Origin of the sequence: Citrobacter sp. CK194, assembly GCF_030333395.1 — a bacterium.
Taxonomy (GTDB): domain Bacteria; phylum Pseudomonadota; class Gammaproteobacteria; order Enterobacterales; family Enterobacteriaceae; genus Citrobacter_B; species Citrobacter_B koseri.
On record NZ_JAOWGA010000017.1, the window covers coordinates 203,120 to 225,650 of the forward strand.

Annotated in this window: 21 protein-coding genes; 16 read left to right on the top strand and 5 right to left on the bottom strand. The window is 50.3% G+C overall.

Annotated features, from left to right (window positions below):
* Nucleotides 1–18 precede the first annotated feature (18 nt).
* Complete coding sequence (locus OGX80_RS09365; RefSeq protein ID WP_024130404.1) at nt 19–978, bottom strand: Kdo(2)-lipid IV(A) acyltransferase; 960 nt, start codon at nt 976–978, stop codon at nt 19–21.
* Between the two features lie 704 nt (nt 979–1,682).
* Nucleotides 1,683–2,933: an NADP-dependent isocitrate dehydrogenase gene (gene icd, locus OGX80_RS09370; protein ID WP_047457457.1), complete on the bottom strand. Its 1,251-nt coding sequence runs from the start codon at nt 2,931–2,933 to the stop codon at nt 1,683–1,685.
* A 172-nt stretch (nt 2,934–3,105) separates the two neighbouring features.
* Here icd and rluE point away from each other — a divergent pair, with 172 nt between their 5' ends.
* From rluE to roxA, 12 genes are all read left to right on the top strand, one after another.
* A complete protein-coding gene (gene rluE, locus OGX80_RS09375; RefSeq protein ID WP_012132700.1) occupies nt 3,106–3,759 on the top strand; it encodes a 23S rRNA pseudouridine(2457) synthase RluE in 654 nt (217 codons plus the stop codon).
* A gap of 9 nt (nt 3,760–3,768) precedes the next feature.
* Nucleotides 3,769–4,230, top strand: a complete 462-nt coding sequence (locus OGX80_RS09380; RefSeq protein ID WP_047457463.1) for an NUDIX hydrolase — start codon at nt 3,769–3,771, stop codon at nt 4,228–4,230.
* A gap of 54 nt (nt 4,231–4,284) precedes the next feature.
* Nucleotides 4,285–5,391 (top strand): tRNA 2-thiouridine(34) synthase MnmA, encoded by a 1,107-nt coding sequence (gene mnmA / locus OGX80_RS09385; protein WP_024130406.1) that lies wholly within the window; start codon nt 4,285–4,287, stop codon nt 5,389–5,391.
* Between the two features lie 35 nt (nt 5,392–5,426).
* Nucleotides 5,427–6,068, top strand: a complete 642-nt coding sequence (gene hflD, locus OGX80_RS09390; RefSeq protein WP_115182340.1) for a high frequency lysogenization protein HflD — start codon at nt 5,427–5,429, stop codon at nt 6,066–6,068.
* Nucleotides 6,069–6,071: 3 nt separating this feature from the next.
* Nucleotides 6,072–7,442, top strand: coding sequence for an adenylosuccinate lyase (purB, locus tag OGX80_RS09395; protein WP_012132704.1), 1,371 nt, complete (start codon nt 6,072–6,074; stop codon nt 7,440–7,442).
* Nucleotides 7,443–7,971: 529 nt separating this feature from the next.
* Nucleotides 7,972–9,036 carry an acyltransferase family protein gene (locus OGX80_RS09400; protein ID WP_181898483.1) on the top strand — a complete coding sequence of 355 codons (1,065 nt, stop codon included), beginning with the start codon at nt 7,972–7,974 and terminating at the stop codon, nt 9,034–9,036.
* A gap of 326 nt (nt 9,037–9,362) precedes the next feature.
* Nucleotides 9,363–10,685, top strand: a complete 1,323-nt coding sequence (locus OGX80_RS09405; protein ID WP_142757155.1) for a DUF6418 domain-containing protein — start codon at nt 9,363–9,365, stop codon at nt 10,683–10,685.
* Between the two features lie 221 nt (nt 10,686–10,906).
* Nucleotides 10,907–11,122 carry an excisionase family protein gene (xisR, locus tag OGX80_RS09410; RefSeq protein ID WP_115181714.1) on the top strand — a complete coding sequence of 72 codons (216 nt, stop codon included), beginning with the start codon at nt 10,907–10,909 and terminating at the stop codon, nt 11,120–11,122.
* The gene (locus OGX80_RS09415; protein WP_233644113.1) at nt 11,122–11,853 is read left to right on the top strand and encodes an Arm DNA-binding domain-containing protein; all 732 of its coding nucleotides are present in this window, start codon (nt 11,122–11,124) and stop codon (nt 11,851–11,853) included. Before xisR ends, OGX80_RS09415 begins: the two co-directional genes overlap by 1 nt.
* Nucleotides 11,854–11,918: 65 nt before the next feature.
* Nucleotides 11,919–12,590, top strand: a complete 672-nt coding sequence (phoP, locus tag OGX80_RS09420) for a two-component system response regulator PhoP (protein ID WP_024130426.1) — start codon at nt 11,919–11,921, stop codon at nt 12,588–12,590.
* Entirely contained in the window at nt 12,590–14,053 is a 1,464-nt protein-coding gene (gene phoQ, locus OGX80_RS09425) for a two-component system sensor histidine kinase PhoQ (RefSeq protein WP_012132787.1), read from the top strand. The genes phoP and phoQ overlap by 1 nt, the downstream gene beginning before the upstream one ends.
* A 92-nt stretch (nt 14,054–14,145) precedes the next feature.
* Nucleotides 14,146–15,267: a [50S ribosomal protein L16]-arginine 3-hydroxylase gene (gene roxA / locus OGX80_RS09430; protein ID WP_047457471.1), complete on the top strand. Its 1,122-nt coding sequence runs from the start codon at nt 14,146–14,148 to the stop codon at nt 15,265–15,267.
* 109 nt (nt 15,268–15,376) lie between these two features.
* On the opposite strand, the gene pepT is transcribed toward roxA, so the two are convergent.
* Nucleotides 15,377–16,603 (bottom strand): peptidase T, encoded by a 1,227-nt coding sequence (gene pepT, locus OGX80_RS09435; protein ID WP_047457474.1) that lies wholly within the window; start codon nt 16,601–16,603, stop codon nt 15,377–15,379.
* 250 nt (nt 16,604–16,853) lie between these two features.
* On the opposite strand from pepT, the gene potA reads away from it, so the two are divergent.
* Genes potA through potD form a run of 4 tightly spaced genes read left to right on the top strand, consistent with a single transcriptional unit; the run spans nt 16,854 to nt 20,678 of the window.
* The gene (gene potA, locus OGX80_RS09440; RefSeq protein ID WP_012132791.1) at nt 16,854–17,990 is read left to right on the top strand and encodes a spermidine/putrescine ABC transporter ATP-binding protein PotA; all 1,137 of its coding nucleotides are present in this window, start codon (nt 16,854–16,856) and stop codon (nt 17,988–17,990) included.
* On the top strand, nt 17,974–18,831 hold the full coding sequence (gene potB / locus OGX80_RS09445) for a spermidine/putrescine ABC transporter permease PotB (protein WP_047457478.1): 858 nt from the start codon (nt 17,974–17,976) through the stop codon (nt 18,829–18,831). Before potA ends, potB begins: the two co-directional genes overlap by 17 nt.
* Entirely contained in the window at nt 18,828–19,607 is a 780-nt protein-coding gene (gene potC, locus OGX80_RS09450; RefSeq protein WP_012132793.1) for a spermidine/putrescine ABC transporter permease PotC, read from the top strand. Before potB ends, potC begins: the two co-directional genes overlap by 4 nt.
* Before the next feature lie 24 nt (nt 19,608–19,631).
* The gene (gene potD / locus OGX80_RS09455) at nt 19,632–20,678 is read left to right on the top strand and encodes a spermidine/putrescine ABC transporter substrate-binding protein PotD (protein WP_114848562.1); all 1,047 of its coding nucleotides are present in this window, start codon (nt 19,632–19,634) and stop codon (nt 20,676–20,678) included.
* 101 nt (nt 20,679–20,779) lie between these two features.
* Here the strand turns inward: potD and cobB are convergent, their stop codons facing one another.
* Nucleotides 20,780–21,601, bottom strand: coding sequence for a Sir2 family NAD+-dependent deacetylase (cobB, locus tag OGX80_RS09460; protein WP_047457485.1), 822 nt, complete (start codon nt 21,599–21,601; stop codon nt 20,780–20,782).
* Between the two features lie 15 nt (nt 21,602–21,616).
* Nucleotides 21,617–22,528, bottom strand: a complete 912-nt coding sequence (nagK, locus tag OGX80_RS09465; RefSeq protein ID WP_110494339.1) for an N-acetylglucosamine kinase — start codon at nt 22,526–22,528, stop codon at nt 21,617–21,619.
* Nucleotides 22,529–22,531 lie beyond the last annotated feature (3 nt).

The window sequence follows — 22,531 nt, forward strand, 5'->3', positions numbered from 1 at the left end:
TTGAAACCAGGAAACGAGCTATTCGCCGTTACTCTCAATCGCGTTTTCCTTCTTCCCATACAAGGCCGGCTTGCCTGCTGGTCGGGTCTTAAAGCGACGGTGTAGCCACATATATTGTTCAGGAGCCAGGCTGATTGCGCGTTCAATCGCCCGATTCATTCTGGTCGCAACGGTTTCCTTGCCCTCGTCATACAGTTCATGGCCGATATCCGGGAGGATAATCAGCTCGTACCCTCTTCCATCCGCTCGGCGTCGGGGAACAAAAGGAACAACCGCCGGGCGCGCGCTTCTGACAAGCATGTAACTGCCTGCGGTAGTCGCCGCATCGGGGACATCAAAAAAAGGAACAAACACGCTGTTACGAGCGCCATAGTCATGATCAGGTGCATACCAGACAATCTCACCTTGTTTGAGCACTCGTATCATGCCTTTTAAATCATAGCGATCGAGCATGGTTTTATTTGAGCGAAGACGTCCTCGCGTCTGCAACCAGTCATACAGCGCGTTATTGTTCGGCCTGTATACGCCAATGCCCGGATTGAGCATCCCAAATATGCGCGCCCCAAGTTCAAGAGTAAGAAAGTGCATACCGATGAGAAGCACGCCTTTATTTTCAGCTCGCGCACTTTCCATATGTTCATAACCCGTAACCGTAAACCATTTGCGTAAACGCCTGTCTGACCAGAACCAGGCGATACCGGTTTCAAGTACCCCCATGCCTACCGACTCAAAATTTTTAATCAGTAATTTTTCACGCTCCTTCGCAGGTAACGCCTTAAAGCAAAGTTCCAGGTTGCGACGGGCTATTGTTACCCTGCGAGGCAATGCGCGCATGGCCACTCTCCCCAGACAAGCGCCAAGCCTGAGCAGAATGGGATAAGGCAGCAAAACAGCACATCGTAAGAAGAAAATACCCAGCCATAGCAGCCAGTAGCGAGGATGAAAAAAAGCGAATGAAAATGTTGGGAGTCTCGTCATTGAGTAAAATACGTTCCGGTTTACTGATAACTGCGGTGTTAGCTATCTGACTATTACAAAGAGGGGAAAACTAAAGCCCCGGTTAGCACAAAAAGTCTATAAAAAGACGAAAAAGTCGTTTTGTCATTTTTTGCGACTTATCCCCTGCTCACCGCGAGGTCGTAAAAACGTCATTTACCTTTTCGCCGCCACATGACCGATCGGACAATTTCAGGTCTATTCATTAAGCACAATTGAGGTTATGTTATTACATAACTTTTAGTGAGAAGGGTAATCATCAGATGAAAGTCAGAAACATATTCGCCATATCACTGGCTGCCTCGTCGTTCAGTTGCCTGGCATTCAAATCGCCGCCTAACGTAGTACCCGGTACGGCTCCTGATAACGTTCGCACACTCGAAAGTAAGATTCTGGGAAGTTTTTACAGTCAGCATGGTACTGAGCCGCAGACAACATTTTTGGGAACCTGTGACGCTTCACCCGTTCCAGGTTGTTCATGCCCGTTTTGCACAATGCTCCGTAGCCATATCCGCTGATGGGCTAAGCGTCTGAGCCACTGGCAGATGCGCATCTTCCCCGTCTGGAGACTTGCGAAGTATCGTCTTAATCCTCTGCGGGTTCGACATTCAAAAAACAAGTTCGAATGCTAATAATAAAAAACGGGAACCCTCAGGCTCCCGTTCTTGTTTAACCCAGAAACTGGATTACATATTTGCGATGATCGCGTCGCCAAATTCTGAACATTTCAGCAGTTTAGCGCCTTCCATCAGACGTTCGAAATCGTAAGTGACGGTCTTCGCAGCAATCGCGCCTTCCATCCCTTTGACGATCAGATCTGCGGCTTCGAACCACTGCATGTGGCGCAGCATCATCTCAGCAGACAGAATGATGGAGCCCGGGTTAACTTTATCCTGGCCCGCGTACTTCGGCGCAGTGCCATGAGTCGCTTCGAACAGCGCGCACTCGTCACCGATGTTCGCGCCCGGCGCGATACCGATACCGCCAACCTGCGCCGCCAGGGCGTCAGAGATATAGTCGCCGTTCAGGTTCATACAGGCAATCACGTCGTACTCAGCCGGACGCAGCAGGATCTGTTGCAGGAACGCATCGGCGATCACGTCTTTAATCACGATCTCTTTGCCGGTGTTCGGGTTCTTGATTTTGACCCACGGGCCGCCGTCGATCAGCTCACCGCCGAATTCATCACGCGCTAACTGGTAGCCCCAGTCTTTAAACGCGCCTTCGGTGAACTTCATGATGTTGCCTTTGTGAACCAGGGTCACAGAATCACGGTCGTTAGCGATGGCATACTCAATCGCCGCACGCACCAGACGTTTGGTCCCTTCTTCGGAACACGGCTTAATACCGATACCACAGTGTTCAGGGAAGCGAATTTTCTTCACGCCCATCTCTTCACGCAGGAATTTGATCACTTTCTCGGCATCCGCAGAGTCGGCTTTCCATTCGATACCTGCATAAATATCTTCAGCGTTTTCGCGGAAGATGACCATGTCGGTCAGTTCAGGGTGTTTAACCGGGCTTGGGGTGCCCTGATAGTAACGAACCGGACGCAGACACACGTACAGGTCGAGTTCCTGACGCAGCGCCACGTTCAGGGAACGAATACCGCCGCCGACCGGGGTAGTCAGAGGGCCTTTGATGGCCACGCGATAATCACGAATCAGATCCAGGGTTTCAGCAGGCAGCCAGACATCCTGGCCATAAACCTGAGTGGATTTTTCACCGGTGTAAATTTCCATCCAGGAGATTTTACGCTCGCCTTTATAGGCTTTCTCGACAGCGGCATCGACCACTTTGAGCATGGCTGGGGTTACATCAACACCGATACCGTCGCCTTCAATGAACGGGATAATCGGATTTTCAGGAACGTTGAGTTTGCCGTTTTGCAGGGTGATCTTCTTACCTTCCGCCGGAACAACTACTTTGCTTTCCATTCACCTCTCCTTCGAGCGCTTCTGGTTTGCTCGTCTGTCATCACGCTGCATGTGCGTTTGCGTCCTGCGACACGGATGCATTAGAGCAACTTTTTTGTTAATGATTTGTAATGAGCGTGTCAATACTACCCTATTGTTTGCTGCCATGAAAGACACTCGTTATTAGGCTATAATGCGGCAATTGATAAGCCCTGAAAATACCATGCAAAAAACTTCTTTTAGAAATCACCGGGTTGAGCGATTCAGCTCACGACAAGTCACTAAGCGGCGGAAAGAAAACCAGCCAAAACGCGTGGTTTTGTTCAATAAACCTTACGATGTTTTGCCGCAATTTACGGATGAGGCCGGGCGCAGCACATTAAAAGACTATATTCCTGTCCAGGGCGTCTACGCAGCAGGTCGTCTGGACAGGGACAGCGAAGGTCTTCTGGTGCTCACCAACGATGGCGCATTGCAGGCTCGTCTGACGCAGCCCGGCAAACGTACCGGTAAGATTTATTACGTTCAGGTTGAAGGCGAACCCACCGCAGAAGCGCTGGAAGCCCTGCGCAATGGCGTGACGCTCAATGATGGCCCCACTCTGCCTGCGGGTATTGAGGTGGTGGACGAACCCGAATGGCTGTGGCCGAGAACGCCACCGATTCGCGAACGAAAAAGTATTCCCACCCGCTGGCTCAAAGTGACCTTATATGAAGGCCGTAACCGTCAGGTACGGCGTATGACGGCGCACGTCGGCCACCCTACGCTGCGACTGATCCGCTACGCAATGGGCAACTACACGCTGGATAATCTTGCCAACGGCGAATGGCGAGACGCTACCGATTAAGGAAAAACCATGTTCAAACCGCACGTCACCGTCGCCTGCATCGTCCATGCAGAAGGTCAATTCCTCGTGGTGGAAGAGACCATTAACGGCAAAGCGCTCTGGAATCAGCCAGCCGGACACCTGGAAGCCGACGAAACGCTGGTGGAAGCCGCCGCGCGCGAACTCTGGGAAGAGACAGGGATTACCGCGCAACCCCAGCACTTTATTCGTCTGCATCAATGGATCGCACCGGACAATACGCCGTTCCTGCGTTTCCTGTTCTCCATTGAGCTTGCCAGGATGTGCGCCACTGAACCTCACGACAACGACATTGACTGCTGTCGCTGGGTCAGCGCCGACGCGATCCTCAACGCCCCTAACCTGCGTTCGCCGCTGGTTGCCGAGAGCATTCGTTGCTGGCAGAACGGGCAACGTTATCCGCTGGCGATCATCGGCGAATTTAACTGGCCGTTTACAGAGGGTGTCAAGTAAAAGGGCTGCGTGATAGAATACGCCGCCTTGAAGTTCAATGTCGTGAGTATTCCAATGTCAGAAAGCCCAAAAAAAGTGATCGTCGGCATGTCCGGCGGTGTCGACTCCTCCGTTTCCGCCTGGCTGTTGCAACAACAAGGCTACCAGGTAGAAGGCCTGTTCATGAAGAACTGGGAAGAGGACGACGGTGAGGAATATTGCACAGCGGCAGCCGACCTGGCTGATGCGCAGGCCGTTTGCGACAAACTTGGCATTGAACTGCATACCGTAAACTTTGCCGCAGAATACTGGGACAACGTTTTTGAACTCTTCCTGGAAGAGTACAAAGCGGGCCGCACGCCGAACCCGGATATTCTGTGTAATAAAGAGATCAAATTTAAAGCCTTCCTCGAATTTGCCGCTGAAGATCTGGGCGCTGATTATATCGCCACCGGTCACTACGTCCGTCGCGCGGATGTGGACGGCAAAAGCCGCCTGCTGCGCGGGCTCGACGGTAACAAAGATCAGAGCTACTTCCTTTACACACTCGGCCATGAGCAGATCGCCCAAAGCCTGTTCCCGGTCGGTGAGCTGGAAAAACCGCAGGTACGCAAAATTGCCGAAGACCTCGGTCTGATCACCGCGAAGAAAAAAGACTCTACCGGCATCTGCTTTATCGGCGAACGTAAATTCCGCGAGTTCCTCGGTCGCTATCTCCCGGCGCAGCCAGGAAAAATCATCACCGTAGACGGCGACGAAATCGGTCAGCACCAGGGGCTGATGTACCACACGCTGGGCCAACGTAAAGGTCTGGGTATCGGCGGCACCAAAGAAGGCACCGAAGATCCGTGGTACGTGGTCGATAAAGATGTCGAGAACAACATTCTGGTTGTCGCTCAGGGTCATGAGCATCCACGTCTGATGTCCGTCGGCCTGATTGCCCAACAGCTTCACTGGGTCGATCGCGAACCGTTTAGCGGCACCCTGCGCTGCACGGTGAAAACCCGCTACCGCCAGACCGACATTCCGTGCACCGTGAAAGCGCTGGATGACGAACGCATTGAAGTGATTTTTGATGAGCCGGTAGCCGCAGTAACGCCGGGTCAGTCGGCTGTCTTTTATAACGGAGAAGTGTGCCTCGGCGGCGGTATTATCGAGCAGCGCCTGCCCCTGCCGGTATAATTATTCTCTATAACTGATACAAGGAAGCAGTGATCGTGGCAAAGAATTATTATGACATCACCCTCGCACTGGCAGGTATTTGCCAGTCAGCACGCCTGGTGCAACAGCTGGCGCACCAGGGGCACTGTGATGCCGATGCGCTACACGTTTCACTGAACAGCGTTATCGATATGAACCCCAGCTCTACGCTGGGCGTATTCGGCGGCAGCGAAGCGAACCTTCGCCTCGGTCTGGAAACCCTGCTAGGCGTCCTGAATGCCAGTAGCCGCCAGGGGCTGAACGCAGAGCTGACGCGCTATACGCTGAGCCTGATAGTGCTGGAGCGCAAACTGTCAGCCGCCAAAGGCGCGCTGGACATGCTGGGCGAGCGCATTAACGGCTTACAGCGTCAGCTTGACCATTTTGACCTGCAATCAGAAACGCTGATGAGCGCGATGGCCGGTATTTATGTCGATGTCATCAGCCCGCTGGGGCCGCGCATTCAGGTGACGGGCTCACCCGCCGTGCTGCAAAGCCCGCAGGTGCAGGCAAAAGTTCGCGCCTCGCTTCTGGCCGGTATCCGTGCCGCAGTGCTCTGGCACCAGGTCGGCGGTGGCCGCCTGCAATTAATGTTTTCTCGTAATCGCCTGACCACTCAGGCAAAACAAATTCTTGCTCATTTAACCCCGGAGTTGTGATCTATGGAATTATCCTCACTGACCGCCGTTTCCCCTGTCGATGGACGCTACGGCGATAAAGTCAGCGCGCTGCGCGGGATTTTCAGCGAATACGGTTTGCTGAAATTCCGTGTACAGGTTGAAGTACGCTGGCTGCAAAAACTGGCCGCGCACGCAGCGATCAAGGAAGTTCCTGCTTTTGCTGCCGACGCAAACGGTTTCCTGGATACGATCGTCGCGAACTTCAATGAAGAAGATGCCGCACGTATCAAAACCATTGAGCGCACGACGAACCACGACGTGAAGGCAGTTGAGTATTTCCTGAAAGAAAAAGTGGCGGATATCCCGGAACTGCATGCGGTTTCTGAGTTCATCCACTTCGCCTGTACTTCTGAAGACATCAACAACCTGTCTCATGCGCTGATGCTGAAAACCGCGCGCGACGAAGTGATCCTGCCGTACTGGCGTCAGCTGATCGACGCGGTAAAAGATCTGTCCGTTCAGTATCGCGACATTCCCCTGCTCTCCCGTACCCACGGTCAACCGGCTACGCCGTCCACGATGGGGAAAGAGATGGCTAACGTGGCTTACCGTATGGAACGCCAGTTCCGCCAGTTAAACCAGGTGGAAATCCTTGGTAAAATCAACGGCGCGGTCGGTAACTATAACGCCCACATTGCCGCTTACCCGGAAGTGGACTGGCACCATTTCAGCGAAGAGTTTGTGACGTCGCTGGGTATTCAGTGGAACCCGTACACCACACAGATTGAACCGCATGACTACATCGCAGAGCTGTTTGACTGCGTCGCGCGCTTTAACACCATCCTGATTGACTTCGATCGCGACGTCTGGGGTTATATCGCGCTCAACCACTTCAAACAGAGAACCATCGCGGGTGAAATTGGTTCTTCCACCATGCCGCACAAGGTTAACCCGATTGACTTCGAAAACTCCGAAGGCAACCTGGGCCTGGCTAACGCCGTACTGCAACACCTGGCAAGCAAACTGCCGGTTTCCCGCTGGCAGCGCGACCTGACGGACTCCACCGTGCTGCGTAACCTGGGCGTCGGTATTGGCTATGCGTTGATCGCATATCAGTCCACCCTGAAAGGCGTAAGCAAACTGGAAGTGAACCGCGATCGTCTGCTGGATGAACTGGATCACAACTGGGAAGTGCTGGCAGAGCCGATCCAGACCGTAATGCGCCGCTACGGCATTGAGAAACCGTACGAGAAGCTGAAAGAGTTAACGCGCGGCAAACGTGTTGACGCCGAAGGCATGAAGCAGTTTATCGACAGTCTGGCCCTGCCGGAAGAAGAGAAAACGCGCCTGAAGGCGATGACCCCGGCCAACTATATTGGTCGCGCCATCACCATGGTTGACGAGCTGAAGTAATCCCTCCTGCCGGATAGCGATGCTAACGCATCTTATCCGGCCGATATTCAGCGCCTCCAATGCCGGAGACTCATCCGGCATAACTCTCCCCCCGGTTTACGAAATGTTTATCCCCGCCGCAACATAATCAGCGTTAGGCTGCGAATGAAAAAAATAAATAATTAAAAAAAAACATATATTTATAACAATATCAAAAAGTTGGGGAATGTACTTATCGGACAATATCAGGTATGTTATCGCCCCTAAAGTTGCCCCAAACCTACTATTTACCCCCAGATCCGCCCCCAAATACATACCGAAAACCAATAAAAAGCCCACCTGAGTGGGCTGCTCACCAGAGGATAGCGACAATCAGGGAGAGTCAGCAGATGGCAACCAGCACTATCGAATGATCGTCAGCTGGCCGCCGCTGTGTTCTTGCATACGACACGGCGGAGGCACCTAAACATCGGGCTGTCATTAAGCTATAGCTGCTAACAAATCTATCTGAAAGATGATATTATCCACAAAAAATCATAGGTGCCATTTGATGAAAGATAATGAATCATTAATAATAGATTATGCGAAATCCATAGGTATAATTTTGGTGGTAATGTATCACTTAAAAACTGGTTTTTTTAATGTATACCATGCGTATATGTATCACATGCCTTTGTTTTTCTTTATTGGTGGAATACTGTACAAAGACAGGCCTTTCATTACCACGGTTGTTAACTCTACAAAAAAACAGTTTTTTTATCTTGTATACACTTTCATTATTCTTGCAATAATAGGAATGCTTATAGAAAGTATTTTTGGTATAAAAAACGGGAATGTGTACACAGGTAATTTACTGGATTCAATTGCTTTAGCTTTTAAATCAAACCTGTCAAACAATAAACTTTTTATTGTCGCGTGGTTTTTACTTGCATATTGGCTGGTATCAATAGCATTCTCCGCAGCATACAAAATTTTATCATTGGTGAAAAACACAGCATTAAACCGTGCTCTTATCATTTTAGTGGGATTGGCTCTAGGGTACGTTGCTGTTAATGTGTTCGCTGACAGCTATCATCTGGACAAAAAAATAGCGAAACTGATACTTTCACAAGTATGCTTCGGTCTTATGTTTTACTGTGCAGGATTCTCTCTTAGGAATTACATTTTTGATAACCTTAATATTTATTCATTTATAATTATAACTGCGCTATTGCTTGTGCTACGAAACTATGGTCTAGCAACAAGTACCGGAATGTCCTGGGCAGCATACAAAGACGGCTTTTACGTTTCAACGTTTACAGCGTTCGCTGGCATATATGCCGTTATGTTCATATCAAAATTACTCGCATTACAAGGCGAGATGAAACTATTCCGAGAAATAGGAAAATCATCCCGTGACATCATGTCTTATCATATATTAAGTTTTGTTATTCTTGATATTATTTTCAGTTATACACTATCTTACAAAATTCAAGGCACTGACGCATATAGCAACCATTTTTATGATAAGTGGACGTGGCCAGTGTATTCAGCAGTCGGCGTTTTATTACCAACTGCTGTCAGTTACACATACAGAGCCGCAAAGAGCTATGTTCTAAAGTCCTTGACACGGTAATCTGCATGACGGCTAGGATTAACTAACTGATAAATAAATAATTACATTTTAGCCAGTAACTCATCGATCAATTGACATTACGATGGTACAATTTGCAGTGTAGTTACAGGTTAACCTGGGGGAAGAATGAATAGTAACACATTGATTTTCAAAAAAAATCTCCGAATCACATATGTATTGATGATGATTTGTGGAATGGTCAAAGCTATGTTTTTTGATCTTGACGCCACATTGTTTGTTATGATTGTAATTCTGATTATAGCTGCTGTCTTTGATGTTGATTCAACACTATCAAACTTATGCAAGAAGTCAACGGAAGATAATCAATGATTTTTCTGACATCATTATGGCTTTCATTATTTTTCTTATCTTTATTTGATTTCGTCAGTCTGTCATTGATTAATTCTCTTTCCGTTATTCTTTGGGTTATATCCTGTTTGGCTTTTATCAGAAAAAATAGTGAGTTTGGTGTAATTTCACTGGTAATTCTATTTTCATTTAGTGTAACTGGTATTGTTTGTACTTATGCAGAAACTGGGGCTTTGTTAAGCGAGATACATCAATTTGCATTTTTGACAGGTGCAACGTCAAGAATTATGGCCGTATGCTACTTCGTAATGCTCAGCGCTTTTTATTCTTATAAAATAACAGGATCAATAAAGTTCATTTACGGTAATATATCACATATTTCAAATGAAATAATAATTAAAATGTTAACCATTACCGTAATGGTTCTTGTGTTGTTAATGCTTTATTTCAGAATTAGATATGGTTCCCCCAATGATTATGGGGTTGACAGGTTTTATTACTGGAATAACATAGCGCCTAAATGGGGAGAGTATGCAAAATTTATATTACAACAACTATCGTTTTTAGTTGGTGTTTTATACGCAGTAAAGAGAAATAAATTTTATATTTTCCTATATTTTATATCGGTATTATCTCAATATTTTACTGGCGAAAAATTTACAGGACTTTTCCTGTCAACAATTTTCTTTTTTGTTCCATTGGTTGTAGTTCGCCAGATTAATTTATGGAGAATTTTATTCAATCCCAAAACTATAGCAATGATGTTGATTGGCTCTGGCTTGCTTATGATAACAGCCTTCCTTAGCTATTTAGCTATTAGTGGAAGTGATGCAAGCGAAAGGCTTCTTAATAGATTTGTTTTGCAAGCCCAGATGTGGTGGGCAGTAGATTACTACTCTAGTGGTGGGTTTTCTGGGCTGGATAATATTTTAACTCATATGCTTGGTTTTGGCGCAGAAGACAATTATCAAGGGATAAAATACCTTATGAGTATTGTCGCACCAGCAGATGTCTATAACATATTTATGGACAGAGGAATCACTTTTACTATGGCTGGCCCTGTAAATCTTATCTACTTCTTTGGATTTCCATTGTGCTTACTTCCGGCAATCATCATTGGATGGATAACAGGTCTTTCATTTCGAGTGGTAATTGAGTCAATCAAAGTTGGTGATATGATATTATGCCTGTTATCAATCAAGCTGTATTATGTCATGATTAGAGTTCTGACAATGGCTGATGTGCATCAGTTATTTGAGATGAAAACCATAGCCTGTATATTTGTTTTTATATCATATTGCATAGTATCTGCGTTGCTAGTAAGAAGAAAACTAGCATAATGACATTGCAGCGGGGCATGTGTGCCCCGCTTTTCAATTATTATGCTACTCCACCAAATCCTCGCCATGTTCCTGGGGTGCCAGAGGACACACCCACCCCAGCGCTCCAGCAGCCAACACATTGGTATTGTATACAATAGATCCTTGCAGATACCGGCCGGAAGTTGGCGCAGCAGTGCCCCACTCAACTGATGGAAGTACAGCTATACCTGAGGTGAACCATGTCACAGGTAATTTTTAACGAAGAGTGGGTTGTTGAGTCCAGACTTACCGAAAGAACAGGACTTACTGAAGGACAAATTAAAAATTATCGCCTGAAGCTATGGGTTGAAGGTGTTCACTTCAAGCGCCTTACTGCGCCTGGACAGACTGACAACTCTAAAGGTCTGCTTTGGTACAACTACCCGAAGATTAATCAGTTAGTTCAGGATGCTTAATGAAATACCCGACTGGTGTTGAACTACATAACGGAAAAATCAGAATCACATTTATCTATCGCGGCATTCGTTGCCGCGAAGTTCTCCAGGGTTGGGTTGTCAACAGTAGCAACATTAAAAAAGCGGGCAATCTGCGCGCAGCAATTGTGAGTGAGATACAACTCGGTAAGTTTGACTACGCAGATCGTTTCCCGGAATCAAAAGCTCTTAAGAAATTTTCGTCCACAAAACGGATCTCCACATTCAAAGAACTGAGTGATTTTTTTACAGATACAAAGTCACTGGAGGTATCTGAAGCCACTTTGCTATCCATCACATCAGTCGTTAACACCCTGAAACGAGTCGTGGGCGAGAACACACGGCTGGTTGATATTCAGCACGCAGATATTCTGAATTACCGCAAAGAACTGACCGGGGAAGTTTTCAACCCTTCAATGCCAAACCGCATCAAAAATGGGCGCGCGCCCTCAACAGTCAATAAACAGATGGCTGTTTTATCAGAAATGCTGAAGCTTGCAAACCGAAGCCAGTTTATATTGCATGCTCCTTATGAAGGAGTGTCGCGACTCAAGTTATCTAAAAATGATCCCGATCCACTTTTACTTCATGAGTACCAGGTACTGATAGCCGCCCTTCCCCGTAGCCAGGCATTAATCATCATTATTGCAGTGCATACGGGGATGAGGCCCCCACGGGTGAGGGAGTATGAAAAAAGTCATTTAATTTCATAGCGCTGGTTTCAATCCACACAATCAGCGTTAAACTACTAATACCGTTAATTTAGGGAGAAAAGATGATGCGCGTACTGGTTGTCGAAGATAATGCCTTATTACGCCACCACCTGAAGGTTCAATTACAGGATTTGGGGCACCAGGTTGATGACGCAGAAGATGCAAAGGAAGCCGATTATTATCTTAACGAGCATCTGCCGGACATCGCCATCGTCGATTTAGGCCTCCCGGATGAAGACGGGCTTTCGCTGATCCGCCGCTGGCGCAGCAATGACGTTTCCCTTCCTGTTCTGGTATTAACCGCCCGTGAAGGCTGGCAGGATAAAGTGGAAGTGCTGAGCGCCGGCGCCGACGACTACGTGACAAAACCGTTTCATATTGAAGAAGTGGTCGCGCGTATGCAGGCGTTAATGCGCCGCAACAGCGGTCTGGCCTCGCAGGTTATCTCTATTCCGCCTTTTCAGGTGGATCTCTCCCGCCGTGAATTGTCCGTAAATGATGAAGTGATAAAACTGACGGCGTTTGAATACACCATTATGGAAACGCTGATCCGCAATAATGGCAAAGTCGTCAGCAAAGATTCGTTGATGCTACAGCTCTACCCGGATGCGGAACTGCGTGAAAGCCATACCATTGATGTATTAATGGGGCGCTTACGCAAAAAAATTCAGGCGCGATATCCTGATGATGTGATTACCACCGTCCGTGGTCAGGGATACCTGTTCGAACTGCGCTAATGAATAAATTACTGCGTCATCTTTTTCCTTTATCGCTGCGCCTGCGCTTTCTGCTGGCGACGGCAGGCGTTGTGCTGGTGCTCTCTCTGGCCTACGGAATGGTCGCGCTGGTTGGCTATAGCGTCAGTTTTGATAAGACAACCTTTCGCCTGTTACGCGGTGAGAGCAACCTTTTCTACACCCTCGCGTCATGGCAAAACAATAAAATCAATATCGAGATCCCGGAAAATCTCGATATGCAAAGCCCCACGATGACACTGATCTATGATGAGAACGGCAAGTTGTTATGGGCGCAGCGCAACGTTCCCTGGCTGGAGAAACGTATCCAGCCGGAATGGCTGAAAGCCAACGGTTTTCATGAAATTGAAGCCGATGTCGATGCCACCAGCACGTTGCTGAGTGAAGATCATTCCGCCCAACAGCAGCTCAAAGAGGTGCGGGAAGATGACGACGATGCGGAAATGACCCACTCCGTGGCGGTGAATGTCTATCCGGCTACCGCGCGGATGCCGCAACTGACGATCGTGGTTGTCGATACTATCCCCATCGAGCTGAAACGCTCGTATATGGTCTGGAGCTGGTTTATTTATGTTCTGGCGGCAAACCTGCTGTTAGTCATCCCGTTGCTCTGGGTCGCCGCATGGTGGAGTTTACGCCCTATCGAAGCGCTGGCGCGTGAAGTGCGCGAGCTGGAAGAACACCACCGCGAAATGCTCAACCCAGAAACCACGCGGGAACTGACCAGCCTGGTGCGCAACCTCAACCGGCTGCTGAAGAGCGAACGTGAGCGTTATGATAAATACCGCACCACGTTAACCGACCTCACCCATAGTCTGAAAACGCCGCTGGCAGTATTGCAGAGCACCCTGCGTTCAATGCGCAGCGAAAAAATGAGCGTCAGCGACGCCGAACCGGTCATGCTGGAACAGATCAGCCGTATCTCCCAGCAGATTGGTTATTACCTGCATCGCGCCAGCATGCGCGGAAGCGGCGTGTTACTCAGTCGCGAGCTGCACCCCGTAGCGCCGTTACTGGACAATCTCACCTGCGCGCTCAATAAGGTGTATCAGCGTAAAGGGGTCAACATTAGCCTCGATATTTCGCCGGAAATCAGCTTTGTCGGCGAGCAGAATGACTTTGTTGAAGTGATGGGCAACGTGCTGGATAACGCCTGTAAATACTGCCTTGAGTTTGTCGAAATTTCAGCCCGGCAGACCGATGAGCATCTGCATATTCTGGTAGAAGACGACGGCCCGGGCATTCCGCAAAGCAAGCGTGATGTGGTTTTCGATCGCGGTCAGCGCATTGACACCCTGCGACCAGGGCAAGGCGTTGGGCTAGCGGTCGCCCGTGAGATCACTGAGCAATATGAAGGGAAGATCGTCGCCGGTGACAGTTTGCTCGGCGGAGCGCGGATGGAGGTGATTTTTGGTCGCCAGCACCCGATTCAGCGCGATGAATGACGCTGGCGTGTAATATTTATGTATGTTCTTCACCGCATGTCGTTAAGCATCCGTTATAATCGGTGTCAGATACCAGCCTGCGGATAATCAACATGGAATATCAATTAACACTTAACTGGCCCGAATTTCTTGAACGCCACTGGCAAAAACGCCCGGTGGTGTTAAAACGTGGGTTCAACAACTTCATTGATCCGCTCTCCCCTGACGAACTGGCGGGACTGGCGATGGAAAGCGAAGTCGATAGCCGTCTGGTCAGTCATCAGGATGGTAAATGGCAGGTCAGCCACGGCCCGTTCGAGAGTTACGACCACCTCGGCGAGAACAACTGGTCGCTGCTGGTTCAGGCCGTAAACCACTGGCATGAACCTACCGCTGCGCTGATGCGCCCTTTCCGCGCGTTGCCAGACTGGCGTATTGACGATCTGATGATCTCCTTTTCCGTCCCTGGCGGCGGCGTGGGTCCGCATCTGGATCAGTACGATGTCTTTATCATTCAGGGAACCGGTCGCCGCCGCTGGCGCGTAGGCGAGAAGCTGCAACTGAAGCAGCATTGCCCTCACCCGGATCTACTCCAGGTCGATCCTTTTGAAGCCATCATTGATGAAGAGCTGGAGCCCGGCGATATTCTGTATATCCCACCCGGATTCCCGCACGAAGGCTACGCGCTGGAAAACGCGATGAACTACTCGGTTGGTTTCCGCGCGCCGAATACGCGTGAACTGATCAGCGGTTTTGCCGACTACGTTCTGCAACGCGAACTGGGCAGCACCTATTACAGCGACCCGGATATCCCGCCGCGCGAGCATCCTGCCGACGTTCTGCCGCAGGAGATGGACAAGCTGCGTGAAATGATGCTCGACCTGATCAATCAGCCTGAACACTTTAAACAGTGGTTTGGCGAATTTATCTCCCAGTCTCGTCACGAACTGGACATCGCGCCGCCGGAACCTCCGTATCAGCCGGATGAGATCTATGATGCGCTGAAACAAGGCGATGTGCTGGTGCGTCTGGGCGGATTACGCGTCCTGCGCATTGGCGATGAGGTCTACGCCAACGGTGAGAAGATTGATTCTCCGCACCGCCCGGCGCTGGAGGCGCTCTCCAGTCACATCGTGCTGACCGCCGAGAATTTTGGCGATGCGCTGGAAGACCCGTCGTTCCTCGCAATGCTGGCCGCACTGGTCAACAGCGGGTACTGGTTCTTCGAAGGGTAATAAGTTATTGCGATTGAGCCTGATGGCAACGCTAGCGCGTTTTATCAGGCCTACACACGGTAGGCCTGATAATCGAAGCGCCATCCGGCGCCATCACACCACGACACCATTACTGCTGCTTCGCAGTTAGCTCCGCAATACGCACAATCACCTGCACCGCTTTCTCCATCCCTTCCAGCGTCACAAACTCATGCTTGCCATGATAGTTATAGCCGCCGGTAAAGAGGTTCGGGCACGGTAAACCCATAAACGAAAGCTGGGCGCCGTCAGTGCCGCCACGAATCGGCTTCATATCCGGCACAATATCGCAGTCACGCATTGCCTGCTGTGCAATATCGAGAATATGTGGGTGTTCGACCACTTTCTCACGCATATTGTAATAGCTGTCTTCGATCACCAGCTCAATGTAGCAGTCCGGGTGCAGCCCCTTCCCGACCTTTTTAGCGATCTCCATCATTTTGCGCTTGCGGGCTTCAAACTGTTTGCGGTCGAAATCGCGAATGATGTAGTGCATATCCGCACGATCAACGGTGCCTTTCATACTCGCCAGATGGTAGAAGCCTTCATAGCCTTCGGTCGTCTCCGGGCTCTCATCCGCCGGAACCTCGGCATGAATACGCGCCGCCAGCGACAGCGCATTCACCATCACGCCCTTCGCCGTACCGGGGTGTACGTTATTGCCCACGATTTTGATATTCACGGAGGCCGCATTGAAGTTTTCAAACTCCAGTTCCCCTACGCCGCCGCCATCAACGGTATAAGCCCACTGCGCGCCGAAAGCCTCAACGTCAAAATGTTTCGCCCCTTTACCGACCTCTTCATCCGGCGTAAAGGCCACGCGAATATCACCGTGCGGAATGTCTTTCTGTTTCAGTACCGCCAGCGCGGTCATGATTTCCGCCACGCCCGCTTTGTCATCAGCGCCCAGCAGCGTTTTCCCGTCAGTGGTGATCAGCGTCTGCCCCAGCAGTTGATGCAGAACCGGGAACATCACTGGCGACAGCACCTCATCGCCGATCCCTAGCGCAATATCGCCACCACGGTAGTTTTCCACAATCTGCGGATTCACATTCTTACCGCTGAAATCAGGTGAGGTATCCACATGAGAGATAAAACCAATCGCGGGGATATCGCCAGCAACGTTGGCTGGCAGCGTCGCCATGACGGTCCCTTTGTCACTTAACGTGACGTTCACCAGCCCCATTTCTTCGAGCTGTTGTTTGAGCAAATGTAATAATTTCCACTGGCCCTCAGTGCTGGGCACTTGCCGTACGCCCGCCTTTGATTGGGTATCCAGCGACACGTAGTGTAAAAAACGCTCAAGTAGTTTATCCATGCAGTCACCCTCACTTTTCGTGACAACATTATTAATAAGCAAGAAAAGACAAATATTGCGTCAGGTCACTTTTATCCCTGCAAACGAGAATATTTCGCGTAGACACTTTTTCTGACTATAAAGCTAAGCCAGTAATTCGCAACAAGGATTGGCGATTTTAGCGGTTTGCCGTAGAATGACCGCCCTCATTAAGAGTCACCAAGGTGGTTAACCACAAACCCCGCATCGGTCAGCCATCCGTTGCGTCTACATGGGACAGAGTAAAAAATTGAATAAACAACCGCGTTCGCTTTCACCGCTGGTACAACTGGCGGGAATTCGCAAAAGCTTCGACGGAAAAGAGGTCATTTCTAATCTGAATCTGACCATCAATAACGGCGAATTCCTCACGCTGCTTGGCCCCTCTGGCTGCGGTAAAACAACCGTTCTGCGCCTGATTGCCGGTCTGGAAAATGTTGATGCCGGTCATATTATGTTGGATAACCAGGACATCACCGACGTTCCAGCGGAACACCGCTATGTGAACACCGTCTTTCAAAGCTATGCGTTATTCCCCCACATGACCGTATTTGAAAATGTGGCTTTCGGTTTACGCATGCAGAAAACCCCCGCCGCCGAGATTACCCCTCGCGTCACCGACGCTCTGCGCATGGTGCAACTGGAAGAGTTTGCGCAGCGAAAGCCGCATCAGCTTTCCGGCGGGCAGCAGCAGCGTGTGGCCATCGCCCGCGCCGTCGTCAATAAACCGCGTTTATTGCTGCTGGATGAATCCCTCTCCGCGCTGGATTACAAGCTGCGAAAGCAGATGCAGAACGAACTGAAAGCGTTGCAGCGTAAGCTGGGCATCACTTTTGTGTTCGTTACGCACGATCAGGAAGAAGCGCTGACCATGTCTGACCGTATCGTGGTGATGCGCGACGGCATTATTGAGCAGGACGGCACGCCGCGAGAAATCTATGAGGAGCCGAAAAACCTGTTCGTCGCCGGATTCATTGGCGAAATCAACATGTTTAACGCCACGGTAATTGAACGTCTGGACGAACAACGCGTACGCGCCAATGTAGAAGGACGCGAGTGCAATATTTATGTTAACTTTGCCGTCGTTCCTGGTCAGAAACTGAACGTACTGTTACGCCCGGAAGATCTGCGCGTTGATGAAATTAACGATGATAACCACATTGAAGGTCTCATTGGCTACGTGCGCGAGCGCAACTACAAAGGTATGACGCTGGAGTCCGTCGTCGAACTGGAAAATGGCAAAATGGTGATGGTCAGCGAATTCTTCAATGAAGACGATCCTGACTTCGACCACTCTCTCGACCAAAAAATGGCCATTAACTGGGTAGAAAGCTGGGAGGTCGTACTGGCTGATGAAGAACACAAGTAAATTCCAGAATGTAGTGATTGTCACTGTCGTTGGTTGGCTTGTGTTGTTTGTCTTTCTGCCCAACCTGATGATTATTGGTACCAGCTTTTTGACCCGTGATGACGCGAACTTCGTCAAAATGGTCTTTACGCTGGATAACTACGCTCGTTTGCTCGATCCGCTCTATTTTGAGGTATTGCTGCATTCCCTCAATATGGCGCTCATCGCCACCTTCGCCTGCCTGGTGCTCGGCTATCCCTTTGCCTGGTTTCTGGCGAAACTGCCGGAAAAAGTGCGTCCGCTGCTGCTGTTTTTGCTGATCGTACCGTTCTGGACCAACTCGCTGATCCGTATTTACGGCCTGAAAATTTTTCTCAGCACCAAGGGCTATCTCAACGAGTTCCTGCTGTGGCTGGGTGTGATTGACACCCCGATCCGCATCATGTTCACGCCGGGCGCGGTCATTATCGGTCTGGTCTATATCCTGCTGCCGTTTATGGTGATGCCACTCTACTCCAGCATTGAAAAACTGGATAAGCCGCTGCTGGAGGCCGCCCGCGATCTGGGCGCCAGTAAATTGCAGACCTTTATTCGCATTATTATTCCACTGACCATGCCGGGGATCATCGCCGGGTGTCTGCTGGTGATGCTGCCAGCGATGGGGCTGTTCTATGTCTCTGACCTGATGGGTGGAGCAAAGAACCTGCTGATTGGTAACGTTATTAAGGTTCAGTTCCTGAACATTCGCGACTGGCCGTTTGGCGCAGCCACCAGCATTACGCTGACGATTGTGATGGGCCTGATGCTGCTGGTTTACTGGCGCGCATCGCGGCTGCTGAATAAGAAGGTGGAACTCGAATGATCGGTCGACTGCTTCGTGGCGGTTTTATGACCGCTATCTACGCGTACCTGTATATTCCAATCATCATCTTGATTGTGAACTCCTTTAACAGTTCGCGCTTTGGCATCAACTGGCAGGGCTTTACCACCAACTGGTACAGCCTGCTGATGAATAACGACAGCCTGTTGCAGGCGGCACAGCACTCGCTGACGATGGCGGTGTTCTCGGCCACCTTTGCCACGATCATCGGCTCGCTAACGGCAGTGGCGCTGTATCGCTATCGTTTTCGTGGTAAACCGTTTGTCAGCGGCATGCTGTTCGTTGTCATGATGTCGCCGGATATTGTAATGGCGATTTCACTGCTGGTGCTGTTTATGCTGCTCGGCATCCAGTTGGGCTTCTGGTCGTTGCTGTTTTCGCATATCACCTTTTGCCTGCCCTTCGTGGTCGTTACCGTTTACTCGCGCCTGAAAGGGTTTGACGTGCGGATGCTGGAAGCGGCAAAAGACCTGGGAGCCAGTGAAGTCACGATTTTGCGTAAGATCATTCTGCCGCTGGCAATGCCTGCGGTCGCGGCTGGCTGGTTGCTCAGTTTCACCCTGTCGATGGATGACGTGGTGGTTTCGTCATTCGTCACCGGGCCTGGCTATGAGATTCTGCCATTGAAAATTTACTCAATGGTAAAAGTCGGCGTTTCGCCGGAAGTTAACGCGCTGGCAACGATTTTGTTGGTTCTGTCGCTGGTTATGGTCATCGCCAGCCAGCTTATTGCTCGTGATAAAACCAAGGGCCGTTGAGGCCCACTATTCAGGGGACGTTAAATGAAAAAATGGTCACGCCACCTGCTCGCGGCGGGTGCTCTGGCACTGGGCATGAGCGCCGCTCACGCTGATGACAACAACACGCTCTATTTCTACAACTGGACCGAGTATGTTCCACCAGGACTACTGGAACAGTTCACTAAAGAGACGGGCATTAAGGTTATCTATTCAACCTACGAGTCGAATGAAACCATGTATGCCAAGCTGAAAACGTATAAAGACGGCGCCTACGACCTGGTGGTGCCTTCCACCTATTACGTCGATAAAATGCGTAAAGAGGGCATGATCCAGAAGATCGACAAAACGAAGTTAACCAACTTCCACAACCTCGATCCTGAAATGCTCAACAAACCGTTTGACCCGAATAACGACTACTCCATCCCGTATATCTGGGGCGCAACGGCAATTGGCGTTAACAGCGACGAAATTGACCCGAAAACCGTCACCAGTTGGGCTGACCTGTGGAAGCCTGAGTATAAAGGCAGCCTGCTGCTGACTGACGATGCGCGTGAAGTGTTCCAGATGGCGCTACGTAAGCTGGGTTACTCCGGCAACACCACCGATCCTAAAGAGATTGAAGCGGCGTATAGCGAACTGAAAAAACTGATGCCAAACGTGGCGGCGTTCAACTCCGACAACCCGGCTAACCCGTATATGGAAGGCGAAGTCAACCTGGGGATGGTGTGGAACGGTTCTGCGTACGTTGCACGTCAGGCAGGGACGCCGCTTGAGGTTATCTGGCCGAAAGAAGGCGGTATTTTCTGGATGGACAGCCTTTCTATTCCGGCGAACGCCAAAAACAAAGAAGGCGCGCTGAAGCTGATCAACTTCCTGTTGCGCCCGGATGTGGCGAAAGAAGTGGCGGAAACGATCGGTTATCCGACGCCGAACCTGGCCGCACGTAAGCTGTTAAGTCCTGAAGTGGCAAATGATAAATCACTCTACCCTGATGCCGACACCATCAATAAAGGGGAATGGCAGAACGACGTGGGTTCCGCCAGTGCTATCTATGAAGAGTATTATCAGAAGCTGAAAGCGGGACGCTAATTCAGCGTTGTAAAAAATGCCCGATAGCGCTGCGCTTATCGGGCCTGGACAAATGCGAACCGTAGGCCGGATAAGGCATTCGCCGCCATCCGGCAAAAAAATCACAGTCCTTTCAATAATTTCTCAATAAACGCCGGTACGACCTGGCTTGCCGGGCCATAATATTTCTCTTCAAACTCGCTGCCGACCTGGCTTGGTTCAAGGTTTAGCTCGACCGTATGCGCGCCGTGCAGGCGGGCCTCATGCACAAACCCGGCCGCCGGATAAACATGCCCGGATGTTCCGATAGCGATAAACACATCCGCCATCGCCAGCGCCATATAGATCTCATCCATGCCAAGCGGCATTTCACCAAACCACACGACGTGCGGGCGAAGCGAAGCCGGGAACTGGCAGCAGTGGCACTTATCGTCTGAAGTCACATCGCCCGTCCAGTCCAGAATTTGCCCGCTCTGGGAGCAGCGCACTTTCAACAGCTCGCCGTGCATGTGGATGATATTCTTGTTGCCCGCGCGTTCATGCAGATTATCGATATTTTGCGTCACCAGCAGGAAACGATCGCCCAGCGCCTCTTCCAGTTTTGCCAGCGCGACATGCGCCGGGTTGGGCTGAATCTCAGGCCGCTGCAACTGCTGACGGCGGGCGTTGTAAAATGACTGAACCAGTTCTGGATCGCGGGCAAACCCTTCCGGGGTCGCCACATCCTCAACCCGATGTTCTTCCCAGAGACCATCAGCGGCGCGAAATGTACGAATGCCGGATTCGGCAGAGATTCCCGCTCCAGTAAGAACTAATACTCTTGGTTTTTCCATCATTTCCGGCACCACTCTGTCTCTGAAAAAGATTCGCTGACGCAGGCGTTCACGCAAATGGCGTTTGTTTTTACGAAAACGGCTTAATCGATGAGCCCGACGCGACTGCATAACAACCTCTTTTGATTAATCGGTAAGATGTAAGAAGGCAGCGCCGCGCATCCCGCCCGCATCACCGTGTCGCGCCCGTTCAATACGCGGTACACGAGCAACAGGAAGGAGATGACGTGGCAACCTGTCTGCCAGTTGCGTTGTTATAGCAGTGAAGTTTGATAATCCTCCCCCAATCACCACCAGATCGGGATCGACGATCGTGAGGATATTCCCCAGGCAGACCGCCAGTAAATCCAGGTAACGTTCAACATGCGCACGCGCGCGTTCATCACCTTGCTCCCACAAAGCAATAATCTCCGGCGCCTGTAGAGGTTGATGATAGTAATGCTGATACAGCCACGCAAACCCGCGGCCGGAAAGATAATTTTCGATGCAGCCCAGTTGACCGCAGCCGCAGCGACGCAGAGGAAAATCGAACCCCATCAGGGTGAGCGCATCGACAGGCAAACGCATATGACCAAACTCGCCGGTAATATAGCTGCGACCGGTGATCGGCTTACCGTTGAGCACCAGTCCGCCGCCTACGCCCGTCCCGAGGATAAGCCCCATGACCAGCGGATACTGCGTGAACTCATCATCCCAGGCTTCCGACAGTGCAAAGCAGTTCGCGTCGTTATCCAGGCGAACATCACGATCCAGCCGGGCGCTGAGATCGGCGCGGAGCGGTTTACCGCTGGCGGCCGGAACATTGGCGGCATACAGCGTTCCGTCTTCCGTTTCCGGCATCCCTGGAATACCAATGCCCACGGAACCTTTTACGTCAAACCGCTGGTCGGCTTCCGCCACCAGATCGCAGACCGCCGTTAAAAAAGCCTCATAGCCTTCGCGTGGCGTCGGTACGCGTTTTTCCCAGCGCAAACGTCGCTCGTTATCAAACACGCCTAAGGCAATTTTTGTCCCGCCAATGTCAAACCCGTAATACATCAC

What these genes read in the sequence shown, in the direction of transcription:
- OGX80_RS09365 (WP_024130404.1), bottom strand. Translation starts at nt 978, where the DNA reads ATGACGAGACTCCCAACATTTTCATTCGCTTTTTTTCATCCTCGCTAC.
- potB (WP_047457478.1), top strand. Translation starts at nt 17,974, where the DNA reads ATGAAGAACACAAGTAAATTCCAGAATGTAGTGATTGTCACTGTCGTT.
- xisR (WP_115181714.1), top strand. Translation starts at nt 10,907, where the DNA reads ATGTCACAGGTAATTTTTAACGAAGAGTGGGTTGTTGAGTCCAGACTT.
- pepT (WP_047457474.1), bottom strand. Translation starts at nt 16,603, where the DNA reads ATGGATAAACTACTTGAGCGTTTTTTACACTACGTGTCGCTGGATACC.
- rluE (WP_012132700.1), top strand. Translation starts at nt 3,106, where the DNA reads ATGCGGCAATTGATAAGCCCTGAAAATACCATGCAAAAAACTTCTTTT.
- potC (WP_012132793.1), top strand. Translation starts at nt 18,828, where the DNA reads ATGATCGGTCGACTGCTTCGTGGCGGTTTTATGACCGCTATCTACGCG.
- OGX80_RS09405 (WP_142757155.1), top strand. Translation starts at nt 9,363, where the DNA reads ATGATTTTTCTGACATCATTATGGCTTTCATTATTTTTCTTATCTTTA.
- OGX80_RS09380 (WP_047457463.1), top strand. Translation starts at nt 3,769, where the DNA reads ATGTTCAAACCGCACGTCACCGTCGCCTGCATCGTCCATGCAGAAGGT.
- mnmA (WP_024130406.1), top strand. Translation starts at nt 4,285, where the DNA reads ATGTCAGAAAGCCCAAAAAAAGTGATCGTCGGCATGTCCGGCGGTGTC.
- roxA (WP_047457471.1), top strand. Translation starts at nt 14,146, where the DNA reads ATGGAATATCAATTAACACTTAACTGGCCCGAATTTCTTGAACGCCAC.
- nagK (WP_110494339.1), bottom strand. Translation starts at nt 22,528, where the DNA reads ATGTATTACGGGTTTGACATTGGCGGGACAAAAATTGCCTTAGGCGTG.
- OGX80_RS09400 (WP_181898483.1), top strand. Translation starts at nt 7,972, where the DNA reads ATGAAAGATAATGAATCATTAATAATAGATTATGCGAAATCCATAGGT.
- icd (WP_047457457.1), bottom strand. Translation starts at nt 2,933, where the DNA reads ATGGAAAGCAAAGTAGTTGTTCCGGCGGAAGGTAAGAAGATCACCCTG.
- phoP (WP_024130426.1), top strand. Translation starts at nt 11,919, where the DNA reads ATGCGCGTACTGGTTGTCGAAGATAATGCCTTATTACGCCACCACCTG.
- potD (WP_114848562.1), top strand. Translation starts at nt 19,632, where the DNA reads ATGAAAAAATGGTCACGCCACCTGCTCGCGGCGGGTGCTCTGGCACTG.
- cobB (WP_047457485.1), bottom strand. Translation starts at nt 21,601, where the DNA reads ATGCAGTCGCGTCGGGCTCATCGATTAAGCCGTTTTCGTAAAAACAAA.
- OGX80_RS09415 (WP_233644113.1), top strand. Translation starts at nt 11,122, where the DNA reads ATGAAATACCCGACTGGTGTTGAACTACATAACGGAAAAATCAGAATC.
- purB (WP_012132704.1), top strand. Translation starts at nt 6,072, where the DNA reads ATGGAATTATCCTCACTGACCGCCGTTTCCCCTGTCGATGGACGCTAC.
- potA (WP_012132791.1), top strand. Translation starts at nt 16,854, where the DNA reads ATGGGACAGAGTAAAAAATTGAATAAACAACCGCGTTCGCTTTCACCG.
- phoQ (WP_012132787.1), top strand. Translation starts at nt 12,590, where the DNA reads ATGAATAAATTACTGCGTCATCTTTTTCCTTTATCGCTGCGCCTGCGC.